The organism is Polyangium fumosum (assembly GCF_005144585.1).
GTDB classification, from domain to species: Bacteria; Myxococcota_A; Polyangia; order Polyangiales; family Polyangiaceae; genus Polyangium; species Polyangium fumosum.
Window position 1 is genome coordinate 151,540 of record NZ_SSMQ01000004.1, and the last position, 17,321, is coordinate 168,860.

At 69.5% G+C, this 17,321-nt stretch carries 15 protein-coding genes; 4 read left to right on the forward strand and 11 right to left on the reverse strand.

What is annotated here, in order from left to right; genetic code table 11:
* Positions 1 to 30: 30 nt before the first annotated feature.
* From E8A74_RS05740 to E8A74_RS05770, 7 genes are all read right to left on the reverse strand, one after another.
* Positions 31 to 1,890: a hypothetical protein gene (locus tag E8A74_RS05740; RefSeq protein WP_136927903.1), complete on the reverse strand. Its 1,860-nt coding sequence runs from the start codon at positions 1,888 to 1,890 to the stop codon at positions 31 to 33.
* Positions 1,887 to 3,596, reverse strand: coding sequence for an OmpA family protein (locus tag E8A74_RS05745; RefSeq protein WP_136927904.1), 1,710 nt, complete (start codon positions 3,594 to 3,596; stop codon positions 1,887 to 1,889). The genes E8A74_RS05740 and E8A74_RS05745 overlap by 4 nt, the downstream gene beginning before the upstream one ends.
* Before the next feature lie 97 nt (positions 3,597 to 3,693).
* Complete coding sequence (locus tag E8A74_RS05750) at positions 3,694 to 5,499, reverse strand: IgGFc-binding protein (protein WP_136927905.1); 1,806 nt, start codon at positions 5,497 to 5,499, stop codon at positions 3,694 to 3,696.
* A 436-nt stretch (positions 5,500 to 5,935) separates the two neighbouring features.
* Positions 5,936 to 6,106: a rubredoxin gene (gene rd / locus E8A74_RS05755; protein WP_136927906.1), complete on the reverse strand. Its 171-nt coding sequence runs from the start codon at positions 6,104 to 6,106 to the stop codon at positions 5,936 to 5,938.
* A 160-nt stretch (positions 6,107 to 6,266) separates the two neighbouring features.
* On the reverse strand, positions 6,267 to 7,427 hold the full coding sequence (locus E8A74_RS05760; protein WP_136927907.1) for a DegT/DnrJ/EryC1/StrS family aminotransferase: 1,161 nt from the start codon (positions 7,425 to 7,427) through the stop codon (positions 6,267 to 6,269).
* A 12-nt stretch (positions 7,428 to 7,439) separates the two neighbouring features.
* A complete protein-coding gene (locus tag E8A74_RS05765; RefSeq protein ID WP_136927908.1) occupies positions 7,440 to 8,441 on the reverse strand; it encodes an SDR family NAD(P)-dependent oxidoreductase in 1,002 nt (333 codons plus the stop codon).
* A 16-nt stretch (positions 8,442 to 8,457) separates the two neighbouring features.
* Entirely contained in the window at positions 8,458 to 8,841 is a 384-nt protein-coding gene (locus E8A74_RS05770) for a hypothetical protein (protein WP_136927909.1), read from the reverse strand.
* 171 nt (positions 8,842 to 9,012) lie between these two features.
* Between E8A74_RS05770 and E8A74_RS05775 the strand changes: the two genes are divergently transcribed.
* A complete protein-coding gene (locus E8A74_RS05775) occupies positions 9,013 to 9,837 on the forward strand; it encodes an endonuclease/exonuclease/phosphatase family protein (protein ID WP_136927910.1) in 825 nt (274 codons plus the stop codon).
* 36 nt (positions 9,838 to 9,873) lie between these two features.
* Here the strand turns inward: E8A74_RS05775 and E8A74_RS05780 are convergent, their stop codons facing one another.
* Together E8A74_RS05780 and mazG are read right to left on the reverse strand one after the other, a co-directional pair.
* A complete protein-coding gene (locus E8A74_RS05780) occupies positions 9,874 to 10,659 on the reverse strand; it encodes an enoyl-CoA hydratase (RefSeq protein ID WP_136927911.1) in 786 nt (261 codons plus the stop codon).
* 5 nt (positions 10,660 to 10,664) lie between these two features.
* Positions 10,665 to 11,510, reverse strand: coding sequence for a nucleoside triphosphate pyrophosphohydrolase (gene mazG, locus E8A74_RS05785; protein WP_136927912.1), 846 nt, complete (start codon positions 11,508 to 11,510; stop codon positions 10,665 to 10,667).
* Positions 11,511 to 11,594: 84 nt separating this feature from the next.
* On the opposite strand from mazG, the gene E8A74_RS05790 reads away from it, so the two are divergent.
* On the forward strand, positions 11,595 to 12,755 hold the full coding sequence (locus tag E8A74_RS05790) for a hypothetical protein (protein ID WP_136927913.1): 1,161 nt from the start codon (positions 11,595 to 11,597) through the stop codon (positions 12,753 to 12,755).
* Positions 12,756 to 13,170: 415 nt separating this feature from the next.
* Here the strand turns inward: E8A74_RS05790 and E8A74_RS05795 are convergent, their stop codons facing one another.
* Positions 13,171 to 13,809 (reverse strand): FMN-dependent NADH-azoreductase, encoded by a 639-nt coding sequence (locus E8A74_RS05795; protein WP_136927914.1) that lies wholly within the window; start codon positions 13,807 to 13,809, stop codon positions 13,171 to 13,173.
* 51 nt (positions 13,810 to 13,860) lie between these two features.
* Positions 13,861 to 14,466 carry a hypothetical protein gene (locus tag E8A74_RS05800; RefSeq protein ID WP_136927915.1) on the reverse strand — a complete coding sequence of 202 codons (606 nt, stop codon included), beginning with the start codon at positions 14,464 to 14,466 and terminating at the stop codon, positions 13,861 to 13,863.
* A gap of 199 nt (positions 14,467 to 14,665) precedes the next feature.
* Between E8A74_RS05800 and rlmN the strand changes: the two genes are divergently transcribed.
* Entirely contained in the window at positions 14,666 to 15,856 is a 1,191-nt protein-coding gene (gene rlmN, locus E8A74_RS05805) for a dual-specificity RNA methyltransferase RlmN (RefSeq protein ID WP_136927916.1), read from the forward strand.
* Between the two features lie 62 nt (positions 15,857 to 15,918).
* Entirely contained in the window at positions 15,919 to 17,313 is a 1,395-nt protein-coding gene (locus tag E8A74_RS05810; RefSeq protein WP_136927917.1) for an acetyl-CoA carboxylase biotin carboxylase subunit, read from the forward strand.
* Positions 17,314 to 17,321: the final 8 nt, after the last annotated feature.

Consider the following 17,321-nt stretch of genomic DNA (forward strand, 5'->3'; position numbering starts at 1 on the left):
GAATCTCTCGCGGCCGGTTGCTCGCTAGGCTCAGCGTTCCTTGCCGAGCGGAGCGAGCGGCCACGGGCGCAAGAGGGGAACGGCCGCCATCGGACCGCTCTGCCGCAGCGCGCGCGCGCACTCGTCGACGAGCAGGCGTCGCGGCCCGAACGCCGTCCCGTTCGCGGCATCGGCGTCCATGAGCCGCGTCGGCGTGTCGCGACCGAAGTCGTCGGGATGGCCGGGATCGTCGAGCAGCACGTGCCCGAGCTCGTGCGCGAGGGCGAAGCTCGCGCGGTCGGCCCGGAGCGCGGCGCGATCCGTGATGAGCACGTTGCGCACCGCGCCGCCGTCGGCGCCGATGAAGCTCTCGCCGATGCGGCCGCTGCCCGCGAAGCTCGGCACCACGATCACCTCGATGGTCGAAGGATCCCCGTCGTCGAGGGCCTTGATGAGCGCGCGCTCCTCGACCGTGCCCGCGATCGCGTCGATGTCGTTGAAATGTTGCAGCCCGTCTTCGAGCTCGACGCGCCCGATGCACGCCGTGAGCAGCGCGTCCGTGCTGACCGGCCCCGATGCAGGCGGCTCGACGAGCGCCGGCTCGCCGCTCTTGCGCCGCACGAGCACGTCGGAGCTACCGCGCGCGCCTGCCGCGATCGTCGCGTTGTCCGAGACGCGCGCCACGAAGCCCGCCGAGGCGATCGCCGTCGCGAGCACGCGCGCCGCGCCCGCGGGCGCCGTGCCCTTCTCCATCGTCACCGCGATCTCGCGCCCGTCCACGCGCACGCGCACCTTGCCTCCGCCCGCCGCCGGCAAGCCGTGATCACAGCCGAGCGCCACGAGGTGCGGGCGTGGCGGATCCACGATCGTGATCTCCGTCTCCGCGGGCGGCCCGAAGCTCACGCCACACGCGCCCCAGAGCGTGCTCGCCTGCGCCACGTCCGCGCGCGCCAGCACCATCGCGCCCGCGTCGTCCCCGCCCACAGGTGGCGGACCGCCCGGCCGCGGGCGCACCAGAAAGACGCGCAGCACGCCGCGATATCGCACGAGCGGCCCGAGCGGCGACGCGCGCGGCCCCGCGACGCGCAGGCCCCCAAGCTTGCGCACATCGCTGATCAGCGCGAGCTCCACCGCGCCGCCGAGCTCCGCGCGCACGGATCGATCCCGCACCGTCGGGTGGTTCCGATCGATCTCGTCCGGCACCACGCGGATCGGCGCGGTCGAGGCGCACGCGAGCGACGCGTCCACACCGTCGGGACATGCCACCGCGCCGAGCATCAAGGGCTCCAGCCGATCGACGATCGCGCCCGACGGCGCGCGGCCCGTCACGCGCACGACCGGCGGCAGATCCTCCCGCGTGGCCACGACGACGAACCGCACCGCGTCGGGGTTCGTGCTCTTCGCATACGGATCCGCGGGCAGCCGCTCGGGCGGCGTGCGCTCGAGCGAGGCGTGCGAGCGCGCCGGATCCACGCGCTGCCCCTGCCCGTCGATCGGAAGCACGTCGATCGCCGCGATCGTACGCGTTCGTCCGAACGCCTTCACCTCACCACGCCCCGCGCGTACGGCCTGCAACGCGACACGCTTCGCGCCTGCGGGGATCACGCTCCCCGCGAACGGCCGCCCGTCCACGAGCAGGCGCGCCACGTCGCCGCGGACCTCGATCGTTCGATCCTTGCCCTTCGGCAACGCGAGTTCGAAGAGATCCGTGGACGGCGCGACGACGTCCTGCTCCGCGTCGGGACGACCATCGACGTCGTCGTCGTCGCGATCGACGCCGAGCACGATCCGATCGTCGGCCTGCGCGGCGGGCAGGCCCTCCGGGCTCCCCTGCCCCGCGGCGGCGAGGACGACCCCGAGGGCGAGCGCGCGCCCGAAGGGCCGTCCGCGCTCGCCTCGGGCGAGGATCACCGCCCCTCGATCGCCTGCGTGACGATGTGGAACTCGACGCGACGGTTGCGTGCCTGCCCCTCGGGCGTCGCGTTGCTCCCGACCGGCTTGCGCGCGCCGAAACCCTTCGATTCGAGCCGGCTCGCCGCGATGCCGCCCTTGTCGATCAGGTACATGCGTACGGCCGCCGCGCGGTTCGCCGAGAGCTTGTCGTTGTACTCGGGCTTGCCGATGTCGTCGGTGTGCCCTTCGACGCTGACGAGCTTGATCTCGGGGTTTGCCTTGAGCAGACGCACGACCTCGTCGAGGATCGGGTAGCTCTTCGGCAGGATCACGTTGCTGTCGAACTCGAACTCGACCTGCTTCGTGATCTGAATCTCGCTCGATCCGCTGATGCGGCGGACGAACTGCGGGCAACCTTCCTTCTCGGGATCGTCGCCGCGCATGCCCGGCTCCTTCGGGCACTTGTCCTCGGCGTCGGGCACCGTGTCCTGATCGGCATCGTCCTCGGGGCAGCCATCGCGATCGTCGATGCCGTCCTTGTCCTCGGGGTTGGCCGGACACTTGTCGACGTTGTCGGGGATGCCGTCCTTGTCGAGATCGGACATCGTCGGACAGCCGTCGTCGGGGTTCGGCGGCGCCTTGTCTTCCTTGTCGACGGGGCACATGTCGACGAGGTCCGGGAAGCCGTCCTTGTCCGTGTCGACGTCGTCGCGGAACTGGTAACGCGCCGCGCCTGCGCCGACCTCGGTGTCCTTGAGCTGGAAGGCGCCGCCGACGACCGCGACGATGCGCAGATCGGGCGCGTAGCCGCCCGTGAGGCGCGAGCCGACCGAGAGGCCCGCCCACGAGAGCTTCCTCGCGTCGAGCGCCATGCGACCCGAGAGCGACCACTCGAGCGGCGCGGAGTCGAGCTCGCCGAGCGTCTCGGGCAGCATGCCCACGGAGCCGAAGATCTCGGCCCCGATGCGCAGGCGATCCTGCATGAGCGGCACGTAGCCGCCGACGCCGTAGGTCAGCTCGCGGCCGACCGTGAGCTCGTGCAGCTTCGCGGTGGGCCGGATGGAGAAACCCGCGTTCAGCGTCAAGAAAAATTTCTTCGCGTCGTACTCGGTGGCAAGGCCAACGCTGCCCCACGTTTCCTTGTCACCGCCGAAGGAGAACTCGTCGCCGGTCGGCAGGAACACCGCCGCGCGCAGGCCGAGCTTGAAGGACTTGTCCTCCGTCCGGAACACGATGAAGCGGCCGTCGAGCCGCATGTCCATCGGCGCGAAGACTTGCATGTTGACGTTCTGGTTGAGCCCAGCCGCCGCGTTCCCCGTGGGGTTGCCGCTCTGGTAGAGCGCGAGCGGGAGCGTCACCTGCACGGCGCCGCGCTCGAGGATCTCAGCGCCGGCCGTGATGTACGCCGTGAGCTGGTTCGCGACGGGCGGACCTTTCAGCGTCCCGGCCTTCTCGAGGTTGTCGACGTGGTTGTCGACGCGCAGCGGGTTCAGCGAGAAGCCGAGCCCGAACTGGCCGTAGAGGCGCGTCTGCCCGATGTCGGGACGCCACACCGCGAGGCCGTCCCCGGGCGCACCGCCGATCTGCAGCCGGTCGAGGTAAAACGTCTTGTCCTGCGCGTTCGCCGCAAGCGGCACGAGCAAGGTCGCAAGGAGGGTGGCGCCGGGCAGAAGGGTCTTTTGCGCCCGCTTTGCCCATGCGGGTCCCATAGGTCGTCGAACCATCACGCGATGTCCTCTGTATCATTGTCCCGGCCAGACCGGGTGGCCGTCGCGCGCCCCTCCTTCACTTCGCGCGCGGCCACCCGAGTGTCGTGGACGGTCACTTCGGCGTCGGCGGAACGACGATCTCGTTGATGGGCAGGAATCCGGCGCCCGCCGGATAGGCGTACGAAACGCGGAGGGTCTGCTGCGTCGTGCCCCAGCCCCACACGGTGGCGCCAAAGGGCTGCGTGCTCGACATCTCCTGCGGCCCGTTCGTGCAGCCGTCGACGCCCTGGAAGTCGCCCTTCACGAGGTCCACGCGCGTGAACTCGTAGTCGCCGACGGGCTGCCAGCCGTCGAGCTCGCCCTTGCACTTGAGCGTGACGGGGGCAAAGTCGCCGGTCGTCTTCGACTTGACGCGCACCACGACGAGGCTCGTCTCCGGGTACGTCGGGTCCGTGAAGAGGACATAACGCTTCAGGAACTGCTGCGGCGGCACCACGTTGACCCAGTCCGGATCGCCGACGTTCGCGAACGGCGCGCCGCCCGTCATGTAGGCGCCGAAATAGAACGGGTGCTGCGCGTCCTGGCTGCGCACGACGAAGGGCCCCGGATCCTCGAACTCGAGCACCTGCCCCTGGCCGATCATCGCGGGCGCGCCCGCGGGCTTCGTGGGCGTCCAGGTGAGGACCGTCCCGTCGACCGCGCCGACGAGCCGCCACCGCGACGACTCCTCCGCCGCCGAACGGCTCTTGTACCGCACGGCCACGTATTCGCTGCCGAGCGCGCGCACCGGCGCGAGCTGCTGCTGGCCCGAATCACAGTCGTCCTGCATCGACGGCACGTTCATGCACTTCGACGCGCCGAACACGGCGACCGGCTTGTCCGAGCCGATGGGGCTGCCCGTGAGCTCCTCGGGCTGCGTGATCTGCAGGAACTGGCCCGCGCTCAGCATGTACTCGACGGGCTTGTTCACCTCGGACGCGGGGATGCCGCCGCCGCCGACGACCGCCACGTTCGGCAGGAGCGTGACCTTCGTGTTGTCCTGGTGCGCGAGGATCGCGAGGGAAGGCCAAGCGTCGGGGAAAACCTCGCTCGCCTTGTACGCGTTGATGGCGAGATAGTTGGTGTCCCAAGCGCTCGTCGGGAGCAGCAGCGTGGCCGAACTGACGTACGCCTGACCGCCGCCGTACGGCGAGATCTGGTAGGCCACGACGGGGTAGTCCGTGGTGATGTGGAAGGCGTCGCCCTTGCCCGTGTCGATCACGCCGGTGTCGAGGTTCAGCGCCGCGGGCTTCGGGCAGTCGACGACGCTCGCGCCCGCCGACTTGCGCGACAGGAACAGGATCGCCACCTGCCCCACGTCGATGCCCGTCGCCGCGTTGTAGGCGTCGTACTGGATCGTGCCGTTCGCGCCGATGCTCGGGATGTACGCGAACGTCGCCGGATCGAGCGACGAGCCCTTCCGCGAGACCTGGAGGTGCACCGGCTTCGACCAGGTATTCGCCACGAATGCGGCGAAACACGCGCCGTCGGCCTGCGGCCGGAGCGCCGTCTTGAGCGCCCAGTAATCGCAGCCGTACGAGCTCTTCGACTCCTCCGCGGCCTGGCAGGGGTCGTTGATGCACTTCGCATTGGCGCAGCCCTGGTCCGGCGTGCATTGCACCTTGACCTCGCCATAACAATCGACGACCGCCGTGAGGTCGTTCGAGCACGTGTCATCGCAGCCGACACCGCTGTCGGTATCGATGATGACGCCGCCGGAGCCGCCGTCGCCCCCCGTGCCACCCGGCCCTCCCGGCCCCGTGCCGGCGCCCGACGCCTCCGGGTCCTGGTACGAGTCGGTGCACGCGGCATACGCCGTGGCAGCGAGGAGCGCCGAGATCGCGAGCGAGAAGCTCGAAGCCCAGCTGGACTTTTTCACGCAAACCTCCCTTTCCGGCAATCGGTCACGAGGGTACCACGATCAGCAGGCTTCGGTACGGGGACAAACCCCGACTTCTTCCGCGTCTTCCCGGACGAATGCCCTCGCGGAGCGAGAGCCACGCGGAACACGCGCAGCGAGGCCGGATCGATTACGTCCATTCGAATGCGCCCGTTCCTTTCCGTATCACAACCCACGCTTTGGGTTGCTCGCCCGCTCGACGAACGGACGGTCTCGACCAGCCTTCGTCGGCGGCACCGACGATCCGCGTCGGTGGTGTGTCCTCAATAACCTTTGGATGGTAAGAAACAGGCCGATCCTAGCCGACGCCGAAAAGGCACGTCAAGGTCCGCCTCGCTGCGATCTTGCCACCCACGCACGAAGGCGTGGACCTGGCGCCCAGGGCGCGCGGACCGACCGGCGACGTTATGACGGTTCAATCGGCCATCGGCTCGAAATCGGCCTTCGTCGCTCCGCATTCGGGGCAATACCAGTCGTCTTGGATGTCCTCGAACGCCGTGCCCGGCGCGACGCCGTTGTCCGGATCGCCGATCGCCGGATCGTAGACGTGGGCGCACACGAGGCAGCGGTATTTTTTATTCTTCATCGGCATCGTCCCTCGGGAACGGGGGCCCTTATATCCTCGACCCGTCGCGAAGGGTAGCCTCGTGAAAGCCGAGGCTTTGCCACGAGCAGAGCGAGAGGCGCGCGCCTCGGCCTGCACCTCGCCGACAGGCGGCTCGGCGTGTTCCGACGCCGAACGACCTTCAGCCCGGAAACACCTCGCGCAGCGACGCGTCGAGCGCCGCGCACACCTCGTCGACCTGCGCGTCGGTCATGCGCGGGTAGAGCGGGAGCGTGAGCTCGCGCGGGGCGAGCACGTCCGTGCGGGCGAGGTTGTCCCGACGCACGCGCTCGCTGGTGCCGTGGAACGAGAAGGCGTGGATCGGCAGGTAATGCACGCTCGTCTGGATCCCGCGCGCCTTCATCGCGGCCATCACGGCCTCGCGCGGCGCGCCCTCGGGCAGCAGCACGGGCATGATGTGGTAGGCGCTTTCCCCCACCCCGCGCGCCTCGAAGTCGCGGAACGGGACGTGCACGCGGTCGAGCGCGCCGAGGCGATCGCGGTACCGCGTGACGACGGCGCGACGCATGCGGTTGCCCTCCGCGAGGCGGCCGAGCTGCACGAGCCCGATCGCGCTGCGGATCTCGTCGATGCGGTAGTTCTGCCCCGCGAGGACCACGTCGTAGGAAAACGCGTGCCCCTTGTGGCGCTCGAGCGTGAGCGTCGTCATCCCGTGCGATCGCAGGAGCTTGCAGCGCTGGCGAAGCTCCTCGGTCCGCGCGGCGACCGCGCCTCCCTCCCCGGTCGAGAGGTTCTTGTTCGAGAAGAAGCTGTAGCAGCCGACGTCGCCGATCGTCCCGAGGGCGCGGCCCTTCCAGGTCGCCAGCGGCGCGTGCGCCGCGTCCTCGATCACCGCGACGCCGTGCCGCTCGGCGATCGCGAGGATCGCGTCCATGTCGCACGGGTAGCCGGCGTAATGCACGACCGTGATCGCCTTCGTACGCTTCGTGATCTTCCGCTCGACGTCCGCGGGATCGATCGTGAGATCGTCCGGCCCGACGATGTCCGCGAGCACGACGTCCGCGCCCGTCGTCAGCGCGGCGTTCGCCGTCGCCACGAACGTGAGGCTCGGGCAGATCACCTCGTCGCCGGGCCCGGCGCCCACGGCGAGGTAGGCGAGGTGCAGCGCCGCCGTGCAGTTCGTCATGGCGAGCACGCCCGTCGTGCCGAACGCCTCGCCGAGCGCGCGCTCGAAGGCCTGCGTGCGCTCGCCCATCGTGAGCCAGCCGGAGGCCACGACGTCGGCCGCGGCTTGGGCCTCTTCAGGGCCGAAATGAAGGTCGCAGAGGGGAATCTTCCACATGCTCGGATCCGATCAGATCGCGTACTCGTCCGGCCGATAGTCGGCGATGCGCTCGAGGACGTAGACCCACGTCTTCTGGAGCCCTTCTTCGAGGGTCACGCGTGGCTCGTATCCGACGAGCTCCTTGGCCTTGCGTCCATCGGCGAGCAGGAGCTCGACCTCGCTCGCGTCGGGCCGCACGCGCGCGTCGTCCGTCTCCAGGCGCGCCGGTTTGCCCGAGATCACGAAGATGAGCTCGGCGAGCTCGCCCATGGAGATCGTGCGGCCGCTGCCCACGTTGATCACCTGCCCGAGGGCCCGATCACTCGCGCCGACCGCGAGGAACCCCGCCACGGTGTCCTCGACGAAGTTGAGGTCGCGCTTCGGCCGCGTGCTGCCCACGCGCACGACGTCGCGGCCGGCCGCGAGCTGCTTCATCACGCTCGGGATGAACGCGCGCGACGACTGGCGCGGGCCGTACGTGTTGAAGGGGCGGATCGTGGCGACGGGCGTGCCGAACGAGAGGAAATAACTCTCGGCGAGCTTGTCCGCGGCGATCTTCGTCGCCGAGTAGGGCGACTGCCCCGTGAGCGGGTGGGCCTCGTCGATCGGCGCATACCGCGCCGATCCGTACGTCTCGCTCGTCGACGTGTGCACCATGCGGGCGCCGTGCTCGCGCACCGCTTCGAGCACGTTCAACGTGCCCGACACGTTCGTCGCGACGTACTGATGCGGAGCCACGTACGAGTAGGGGATCCCGATCAGCGCGGCGAGGTGGAAGACCACGTCCGCGCCCCGCACGAGCTTGCGCACGCAGGCGGCGTCCTCGACGTTGCCGAGGACGACCTCCACCTGCCCGAGCACGCTCGCGGGGACGCGATCCAGGTGGCCGCGCTGCGAGCTCGACGTGTAGCGGACGAGCGCGCGCACGTTCGCGCCCTCGCGCACGAGGGCCTCCACGAGGTGGCTGCCGATGAAGCCCCCCGCGCCGGTCACGACCACGCGCTTGCCTGCGTAAAACGAGCCCGCTTCCATCACGAGATCCTCGTCGTCACTTGACGATGATGTCGCCGGCCGGCGCGCCCGCGCCCTCGGTCATGCCCTTTTCGCGGTGCACGCAGAGGCCCTGCTTGCAGTAGCTCTCGGGCGTCGGCGAGGCGCACTTGAGCTCGGGCTCCTCGCATTGGCCCTTCTTGTAGTTCTCGGCCATCGGCTTGATCGTGTCGAGCGTCTGCCCGTTCACGGGCTTCGCACAGCCGGGCCACGCGCTCTGCTTGCAGTCGGCGTCGACGTTGCAGTGCTGCGCCTTGTTGAGGAGGTCGAACGCCTCCCCCCGGATCTTGTCGCACTCCTTCGGCTCCATCTTGCTGGAACACCCGAGCGACGAGAAAAGGGACAAGCAAACCAGGGCTCCCAGGGTCACGACGCGCTTCATCGCCTCCGTCCTTTCCGTTTCGAGCCTTGCTACCACGGCTCGACGCGCACGTCTCAGTCGGCCACGGAGGCCGCGCCCGCGCGCGCGCTCGGGAGACCGAAAAAATTACGCCGCGCGACGCCCCCTCGGCCGCTCGCCTGAGCCTCCATCGTGACGTAGCCCGGAAGGAGCATGGAACGGCTGCGCGTCCTCACCCTCAACATCTGGAACAAAAAGGGCCCCTGGGAGCGACGGCTCGAGCTCATCCGCGAAGGGATCCGCCGCCTTTCGCCGGACATCATCGGGCTGCAAGAGGTCATCCTCTACAACGATCGCACGCAGGCCGACGAGATCCGCGAGGGCCTCGGCTACGACGCCGCCTTCGGCATGGCCCACGATCTCGGCGACGGCATACACTTCGGCAACGCCGTGCTCTCGCGCTTCCCGATCGAGAAGCGCGCGGTGCTGCCGCTGCCCACGGCCGGCGACGAGGAGCGGCGGGCGCTCCTCCACGCGCGCATCCGCACGCCCGCGGGGTCCCTCCCGTTTTTCGTCACGCACCTCAACTGGAAGTTCCACGACGGCGTGGCGCGCGAAGCCCAGGTCGTCTCCATCGCCGAGCACGTGATGCACGAAGCCCCGGTCGGCGCGGATCTACCCGCGGTGCTCGTCGGCGACTTCAACGCCGTGTCGCACTCCGCGGAGATGCGATTTCTGCTCGGGCTCCAGTCGCTCGGGGGCAAGAGCGTGCACTTCACCGATTGCTTCGAGCACCTCGGCGCGCCCCCGGGCTACACGTTCGATTCGGAGAACAACCCGTACGCCGCGCTGACGCACGAGTTCCCGCGCCGCATCGATTACATCCTCGTGCGCGGGCCCGAGCTCGGCACGGGCCGCGGCAAGCCGCTCTCGGCACAGGTCGTGATGACCGAGAACCAGGACGACGTCGCGCCCTCCGATCACTACGGCGTGTTCGCGGAGATCAACGTCCGCGAGCTCGGCCCGCGCCTGCACTAGCGCATGAAGGGGACGCCCCGCCGCGCGGGGCTCCGATCACTTGCCCTGGAACGAAGGCTCGCGCTTCTCCATCCAGGCGAGCACGCCCTCCATGCAGTCGGCCGACTGCAGGAGCTTCACCTGCCCGGCCTTCTCGCGATCGAGCGCCTCGTCGATCGTGCTGCCGAGGCTCTTCCGGACGGCGCTCTTGATCTCGGCGTACGCGAGCGGCGGGCCCTTCGCGAGGCGCGCGGCGAGCTTCATCGTCTCGCCGCGGAGCTCGGCCGACGGGAGGACGTGGTTCGCGAGGCCGAGCGAGACGGCGTGATCGGCCGTGATGCGATCGCCCGTCAGCATGATCTCCATCGCGCGCCCGAGGCCGACGAGGCGCGGGAGCCAGAACGAACCGCCGCCGTCCGGCATGAGCCCGATCTTCACGAAGCGCTCCTCCAAGTAGGCATCTTGGCCGAGCATCCGGAGATCACACGCGAGCGCGAGATCACAGCCGAAGCCGACGGCCGGGCCCTCGACCATCGCGACGAACGGCTTCGGCGCGTTCACGATCGCGCGAATGATCCCGTGGTAGCGATCCATGATCGCGTCGAGCCCCCCCGCGGCCTGCAGGCTGCCCATCGCGTTCTTGAGATCGGCGCCCGCGCAGAACGCGCCGCCCGCGCCCGTCAGCACCACCGCGCGCACCGACGCGTCTGCGCCGAGCCGCGGCAACGTCTCGAGGAGCGCGCCGAGGAGCTCCGTGTCGAGCGCGTTCTTCGCCCGGGGCCTGTTCATTGTGACGACGGCGACGGGGCCTTCGTGCTCGACCAAGAGGACCTGTTCGGACATGCGCTTTACCTACCCGATTTCTTGGACTCCTCCCAGTAGACGTCGAGCTCCTGCAACGTGAGGTGATCCTCCCCGCCCGGCTCGGGCCATCCGCCGTGGCGCTCGCGGACGCGGGCTTCGACGTGATCGAAGCGGCGCGTGAACTTGTCGATCGTGCGGCGCAGCGCGCTCTCGGCGTCCACGTTCACGTGCCGCGCGAGGTTCACCAGCGCGAAGAGCGCGTCGCCGAGCTCCGCCTCGATCTCCCCGGCGTCGCCGGTCGCGATCGCCTCGTCGAGCTCGCGGATCTCCTCGGCCACCTTGGCCCGTGATCCCGCGACGTCCGGCCAATCGAAGCCCACGCGCGCGACCTTCTCCCCGATGCGCTGCGCCCGCACGAGCGCCGGCAAGCTGCGCGGCACACCTGAAAGGATCCCCTGCTTGGGCTTATCCGCGCGCTCCTTCGCCTTGATGAGCTCCCAGTTGCGCAAGACCTCGTCCGCGTCCTCGACCGTCGTGTCCGCGAAGACGTGCGGGTGCCGCCGCACGAGCTTCTCGCAGATCGCAGCGACCACGTCGTCCGGACCAAACGCCCCCTCCGCGCGCCCGAGCTCCGCCTGGAAGACGACCTGCAGGAGCAGATCCCCGAGCTCGCCGCGGAGCTCGCCGCGATCGCCCGCGTCGATCGCGTCGATCACCTCGCACGCCTCTTCGAGCACGTACTTGCGCAGCGTCTCGAACGATTGCTTTCTGTCCCACGGGCAGCCGTCCGGCGCGAGCAGGCGTTGCATGAGCTCGACGAGGCGAGGGAAGGTCTGACCACGCTGCTCGACGAGCGGGGGGACGACGACGGGATCAAAAGGCCTGGCCATGACGAACCCGTAGCACGCGGGGCCCGCGCCGGCCGTCCCCCTTCCCTCGCCCGCGAAGGCCCGAGGCCGGTTACCATGCCGCGCGTGAGCGCCTCGAAACGACCTTCGTCCGCGCCGGCACGCCCGTGGCGCTGGGCTGTCCTCCTCGGCCTCGTCGCCCAGGCCGCGTTTCTCTTCTACCGAACGAGCCAGGAGGAGGAGCGCGCCTGGGACCCGTCGAGAATGACAAACCCGGCCTCCCCTTCACCGGGGATCCAGGATCGGGGCATGCTCGGCACGCGCGCGCCGGTGCAGCCCGGGGATCTCGTGGTCTCGCAAGGCAAGGGCCTCATCGCGGGCCTCGCGACCGACGGGAAACGTGTCTACTTCAGCGAATCGCTGCTCGGGCAGCGGATCCTCTCGGTCCCCGTGGCGGGCGGCGCGGAGACCCAGCTCGGATCGGGGCGTATGCCGCTCGACGTCGCGCTCGCGAAGGACGTGCTCGTCGTCATGGACGGGGGCGCTCTCTCGGTCGACGGGCAAGGTACGATCACGGCTTTCCCGCTCGACGGATCGGGCGAGCCGCGCGTGCTCGCCTCGAGGATCGTGAACCCGGCCGCGATGGCGATCTCTGCGACCCACGTGTACTGGCTCGACGGGGGCAACGTGGATCGCGACTACGTCGACGGCTTCGTGGCGAGCGCGCCGCTCGCGGGTGGAGCGCACAAGGTGCTCGCGGCGGGCGAGCGCCAGCCGCGCGGGCTCGCCGTGGACGCGACGCACGTGTACTGGGCGCGGCGCGACGTGTACCAGCAGGGCGAGGTCGTGCGGATGCCGATCGCGGGGGGCCCGATCGAGGTCGTTTCCCCCGGCCAGGATTGGGTCAAACGCATCACGATCGTCGGCACGGACGTGTACTGGATCTCCGCGAAGGATCTCGAAGGGACACGCGGCACCGTGCGAAAGGCGCCCGTCAAAGGCGGCCCTGCGCTCGACGTGGCGCTCGCCGACACCAGCATGTGCGGGATGGCGATCGACGGCGACGCGGTCTACTGGACGGATCCGGGCAACGTCGACGGAGCGGGCGCGCGCACGGGCGGGCGTATCCTGAAGCAGCGCCTCACGGGCGGCGGCGATCCGATCGTCCTCGCGAGCGGGCAGGATCGGCCGTGTTACATCGCGGTCGACGCGACGCACGTCTACTTCAGTACGCGGAGCCTGGAGCGGGTGAAACGGGCCCCGAAGGACATTGCCTCGGTGCCCTGAGCCGCCCCTCCCCCGCGCGGGTTGAGCATGGGTCTCATCGGAAGCCGCCGCGCCGGGGCGCTGCCCCGGGCCCCGCGGGGGCTCTTCGCCCCTCGACCCGAACCAGGGCCAGCCCTGGACCCTTTGGGGAAGAACTGCGCGATGCGCAGTTCTTCCCACAGGCCGTTGGGACCACGTTGCCGGCTGAACCGTCAGCGCTGCCGTCTTGGCTTTCGGGGTCGCTCGTGGTCTTGACTCGGCCCGTTCGATGAACTGCGCGATGCGCAGTTCATCGACCCTCGGTCCAGCGCGGGCGCTGGTCCGGGTCCCGGGGCGGATAGCCCCGGGTGGGGCCTGGGGCAACGCCCCAGCGAAGCGCTTCCCAGATGAAACCCATGGTCAGCCCGCGCGGGAGAGGGGCCGGGGGGTGAGGGCTCTACAGCGTCTTGGCCAGCTCGGCGGCGTGCCCGACGGCCGCATCGAGCGCATCTTTCGCGACCTTCGGGCCCATGAGGCCCATCGGCTCGGCGATGATCTCGTGGAACGGGCCGAGGCCCATGAGCCCGAGGATCGTCTTCAGGTAGGGGACCTGAAAGTCCCAGGACGCGAACGGCGATCCCGGCGGATAGGCGCCGTCGCGCGAGACGAGCAGGACGACGGGGCGCCCGCCGAGCAGGCCCTTGAACTCGCCCTTCTGGACCTCGAACGTCAGGCGCGCCTGCACGACCGCGTCGATCCAGCGCTTGAGCTGCCACGGGATCGAGAGGTTCCACATGGGCGTGGAGAGCACGATCAGGTTCGCCTGGTGGAGCTGATCGGTCCACCGGCTGAGCGCGTTCCAGCGCGTGGCCATTTCCTCGTCGAGGTTGCCCTCGCCGTACAGCATCTCGAACTTGGTCTGGACGTCCCACTCGTCCCAGGCCGGCAGCTTCTCCGCGTCCTTCACGAGGTCGACCTCGACGCGGTGCGCGTCGGGGTTCTTCTCCAGGTATGCGCTGAAAAACGCATCACGAAGCTTGCGCGTCCGCGAGCGCTCGGCCCGCGGAAGCGCGAACAAGTCCAGCACGATCCCCATGACGTTTTTCTCTTCCCCTTGTTCGCGAGATTCGCGAGGCGGGCCCGACGGTCAGGCGACGGCCGCCCACTCGACGTCGAACTCGAGCTGCGATCCTTGCGCGCCGGACGTGCTCCGGAGCCCTCGCGCGAGGTTGCGTACGCCCGCGAGCAGCGGCTCGTTCGACGTGGAGAGCCACGCGCCGCCGATCGCGACCTGCCCGTCGATGTGCACGCGGAAGCTCACCTTCTCGCGCGCCGCCGAGATCTCGAACGTGCCGGCGCCGCGCGTGAGCGCGAAGCGGGCCAGGTCCGAGACGGCCGACTGCAGGAGCATGCCTCGGTTCCACTCCATCCCGAGGTAGACGCAGAGGTACCGGACGTAGTTGCGCAGCGTGATGACCGAAATATCGTCCTTCACGACGACCGTCTTCATCGGCTTCGGCACCGCGCCCATCTCGCGGAGCAGCTTGCGCTCGAGCTCGGTGGCCTCTTCCACGCTGAGCTCGCGGAGGTTGCGCACGAGGAAGCTGATCAGGCTCGCCTTGCCTTCGGAATCCAGCGCGTCGACGTCCTTGTCGGCACGCGCTCCCAGTACCTCCACAGCGGCGTCGAGAGACGAAGCATCGACGTACTTCGTCGCCACTCGCCGCGCTGCCTGGGAAAAGCTGACACCCATGGTGTACTCCCTAGGTCCGTTCTATTTCGGGATTCAACGAGGCTACGACAGATCCCCTCCCCGGTAAAGCAAACGGGCTCCTCTATCCGTCCCGGCCGTTTCGACGACGGTCCCGTTCCGTAAGGCGACCCTGTCCTCGCGGCAACTCTTGTTCGCTCCCTTGCCGCTCCGTCTCGCGCGCACTAACCACGACGCCATCGTGAAGCCCGCCGCCCCCCTCCATCCCATCGCGCGCCTCCCCGAAGAATGGCGCGACGCGCTCGCCCAGCGCGGCGAGCGGGCCTTCGCGGCCAAGCAGATCTTCAACTGGATTCACCGCCACGGCGTCGTCGACCCCGCCGCGATGACCAACGTGTCCGCGCGCCTGCGCGCCGCACTCGCCGAGGAAGGGCTCGGATCGATCGCCGAGATCGTGCACGTCCACCGCTCGGCCGACGGCACGCGCAAGCTCGTCGTGCGCTTGAAGGACGGCGCCACGATCGAGACCGTCCTCTTGCCCGCCGTGAGTGGTCCGGGGGCGCGTCCGGAGCCCGAGATCGACGCCGACGCGGCCGCCGCATACGACGACGAGGACGAAGAGGACGACCCGACCACGGAGGAGGCCTTCCGCGGGAAAACCCGCGTGACCCAGTGCATCTCCACGCAGGTCGGCTGCGCGATGGGGTGCGTGTTCTGCGCGAGCGGCGTGGCCGGGTGGAAACGGCACCTCGGGCCGGAGGAGATCGTCGCGCAGATCCTGCTCGGGCGCGCGCTGCTCGACGAGGGCGAGGCGCTGCGGAATGTCGTGTTCATGGGCATGGGCGAGCCGCTGCACAATTACGACGGCACGGCCCGCGCGTTGCGGCTGCTCACGCACCCCGACGGGATCGCGCTCTCCACGCGCCGCGTGACCGTCTCGACCTCGGGCCTCGTCCCGGAGATCGCGCGGCTCGGGCGTGATTTCAACGGGCAGATCGCGCTCGCGATCTCGCTGCACGCGGCCGACGACGAGAGCCGCTCGGCGCTGATGCCCATCAACAAGAAGTACCCGCTCGCGGAGCTGCTCGCGGCGCTCAAGGCCTACCCGATGCAGCGGCGAAGGCGCATCACGATCGAGTACACGCTCGTCTCCGGGAAAAACGACGACGTGGCCGAGGCGCAGAAGCTCGCGCGGCTGCTCCGGGGCATGCCGGTGAAGATCAATTTGATCCCGATGAACCCGATCGAGGCATCGACGCTCGGGCCCCCCGACATGGCGCGTGTCTTCGCGTTCCAGAAGGCCCTCGTGGGCTCGGGTTACTCGTGCTTCATCCGACGCCGGCGCGGGGACGATGTCTCGGCTGCATGCGGGCAACTCGTGTTGCTCGGGGCGAAGCCGAAGGTCAAGGCATTCAGGAACTCGGCGTCGTAGGCGTCGTAGATCGAGCGACCGCGCTTGACGTCCCACGGTCCCACGCGCACATCGCTGGGACCGTGTTCGAAAAGATCCTCATCGCCAACCGCGGCGAGATTGCCTGCCGCGTCGCCCGCACCTGCAAACGCCTCGGAATTGCTGTCGTCGCCGTCTATTCGGACGCCGACGCGAACGCCCCGCACGTCCGCATGGCCGACGAGGCCGTGCGGATCGGACCGCCGCCCGTCAAGGACAGCTACCTCTCGATGGACGCGGTCATCGCCGCGGCCAAGCAGACCGGCGCGCGCGCGATCCACCCCGGCTACGGCCTGCTCAGCGAGAAAGAGGCCTTCTGCCGCGCCGTGAACGACGCTGGCATCGTCTTCATCGGCCCGCGCCCCGAGGCCCTCGACGCGTTCGGCGACAAGATCAAGGCGCGCGAGGTGGCCAAACGCGTGGGCGTCTCGCCGCCGCCGGGCACGGACGGGCCCATCAGCGCGGACAACGTCGAGTTCGCCACGCGCGAGGCCGAGCGCATCGGCCTGCCGATCCTGGTCAAGGCCGCGGGCGGCGGCGGCGGCATCGGGATGCAGATCGTCGAGGACCTCGGAAAACTCCCGCGTGCCCTCACGGCTTGCTCGGATCGTGGCAAGAGCGCGTTCGGCGACGCGCGTGTCTACCTCGAGCGGTACATGCGCGCGCCCAAGCACATCGAGGTGCAGATCCTGGCCGACACGCACGGGAACGTGGTCGCGCTCGGCGAGCGCGAGTGCAGCGTGCAGCGCCGGCACCAGAAGATCGTGGAGGAGAGCCCCTCGCCGGCCCCGTTTTTCCAGGGCGAGGCGGGCGAGGCCAAACGGAAGGATCTCTTCGAGCAGGCCAAGCGGATCGTGCGCAGCGTGGGGTACGTCGGCGCCGGCACGGTCGAGTTCGTCGCATCGGGCGACGGCGAAATTTTCTTCCTGGAGGTCAACGCGCGGCTCCAGGTCGAGCACTGCGTGACCGAGATGGTCTGGGGGATCGACCTCGTGGAGCAGCAGATCCGCGTCGCCGCCGGGGAGCGCCTCGCGCCCGAGGTGCTCGCGGCCGAGGCGCGAGGGCATTCGATCGAGGCGCGCGTGTACGCCGAGGATCCTGCGAAAAAGTTCGCCCCGCAGCCCGGGCGCATCGCCAAGCTCGTGTGGGCGCCGGCGGGCGGGGATTTGCGGATCGAGACCGGGGTCGAGGAGGGCTCGGAGGTCACGCCCTTCTACGATCCGATGATCGCCAAGATCGTCGCGTCCGGCCCGAGCCGCGCCGCGGCGATCGCCCGGCTCGACGAGGCGCTCGCCCTGACCACGCTCGAGCTCGTGGGGCCCGCGGGGCCGGCGGCGACGAACCTGCCCTTCCTCCGCCAGGTGCTCGCGTCGGAGGCGTTCGTGGGCGGCCGGTACGACACGCTCTTCGCGGAGGCGCTCGCGAAAGAGAAGCGGTGATACAACTG

Coding starts and splice junctions, on each gene's coding strand:
- E8A74_RS05745 (WP_136927904.1), bottom strand. CDS start 3,596: ATGGTTCGACGACCTATGGGACCCGCATGGGCAAAGCGGGCGCAAAAG.
- rd (WP_136927906.1), bottom strand. CDS start 6,106: ATGAAGAATAAAAAATACCGCTGCCTCGTGTGCGCCCACGTCTACGAT.
- E8A74_RS05760 (WP_136927907.1), bottom strand. CDS start 7,427: ATGTGGAAGATTCCCCTCTGCGACCTTCATTTCGGCCCTGAAGAGGCC.
- E8A74_RS05765 (WP_136927908.1), bottom strand. CDS start 8,441: ATGGAAGCGGGCTCGTTTTACGCAGGCAAGCGCGTGGTCGTGACCGGC.
- E8A74_RS05770 (WP_136927909.1), bottom strand. CDS start 8,841: ATGAAGCGCGTCGTGACCCTGGGAGCCCTGGTTTGCTTGTCCCTTTTC.
- E8A74_RS05775 (WP_136927910.1), top strand. CDS start 9,013: ATGGAACGGCTGCGCGTCCTCACCCTCAACATCTGGAACAAAAAGGGC.
- E8A74_RS05780 (WP_136927911.1), bottom strand. CDS start 10,659: ATGTCCGAACAGGTCCTCTTGGTCGAGCACGAAGGCCCCGTCGCCGTC.
- mazG (WP_136927912.1), bottom strand. CDS start 11,510: ATGGCCAGGCCTTTTGATCCCGTCGTCGTCCCCCCGCTCGTCGAGCAG.
- E8A74_RS05795 (WP_136927914.1), bottom strand. CDS start 13,809: ATGGGGATCGTGCTGGACTTGTTCGCGCTTCCGCGGGCCGAGCGCTCG.
- E8A74_RS05800 (WP_136927915.1), bottom strand. CDS start 14,466: ATGGGTGTCAGCTTTTCCCAGGCAGCGCGGCGAGTGGCGACGAAGTAC.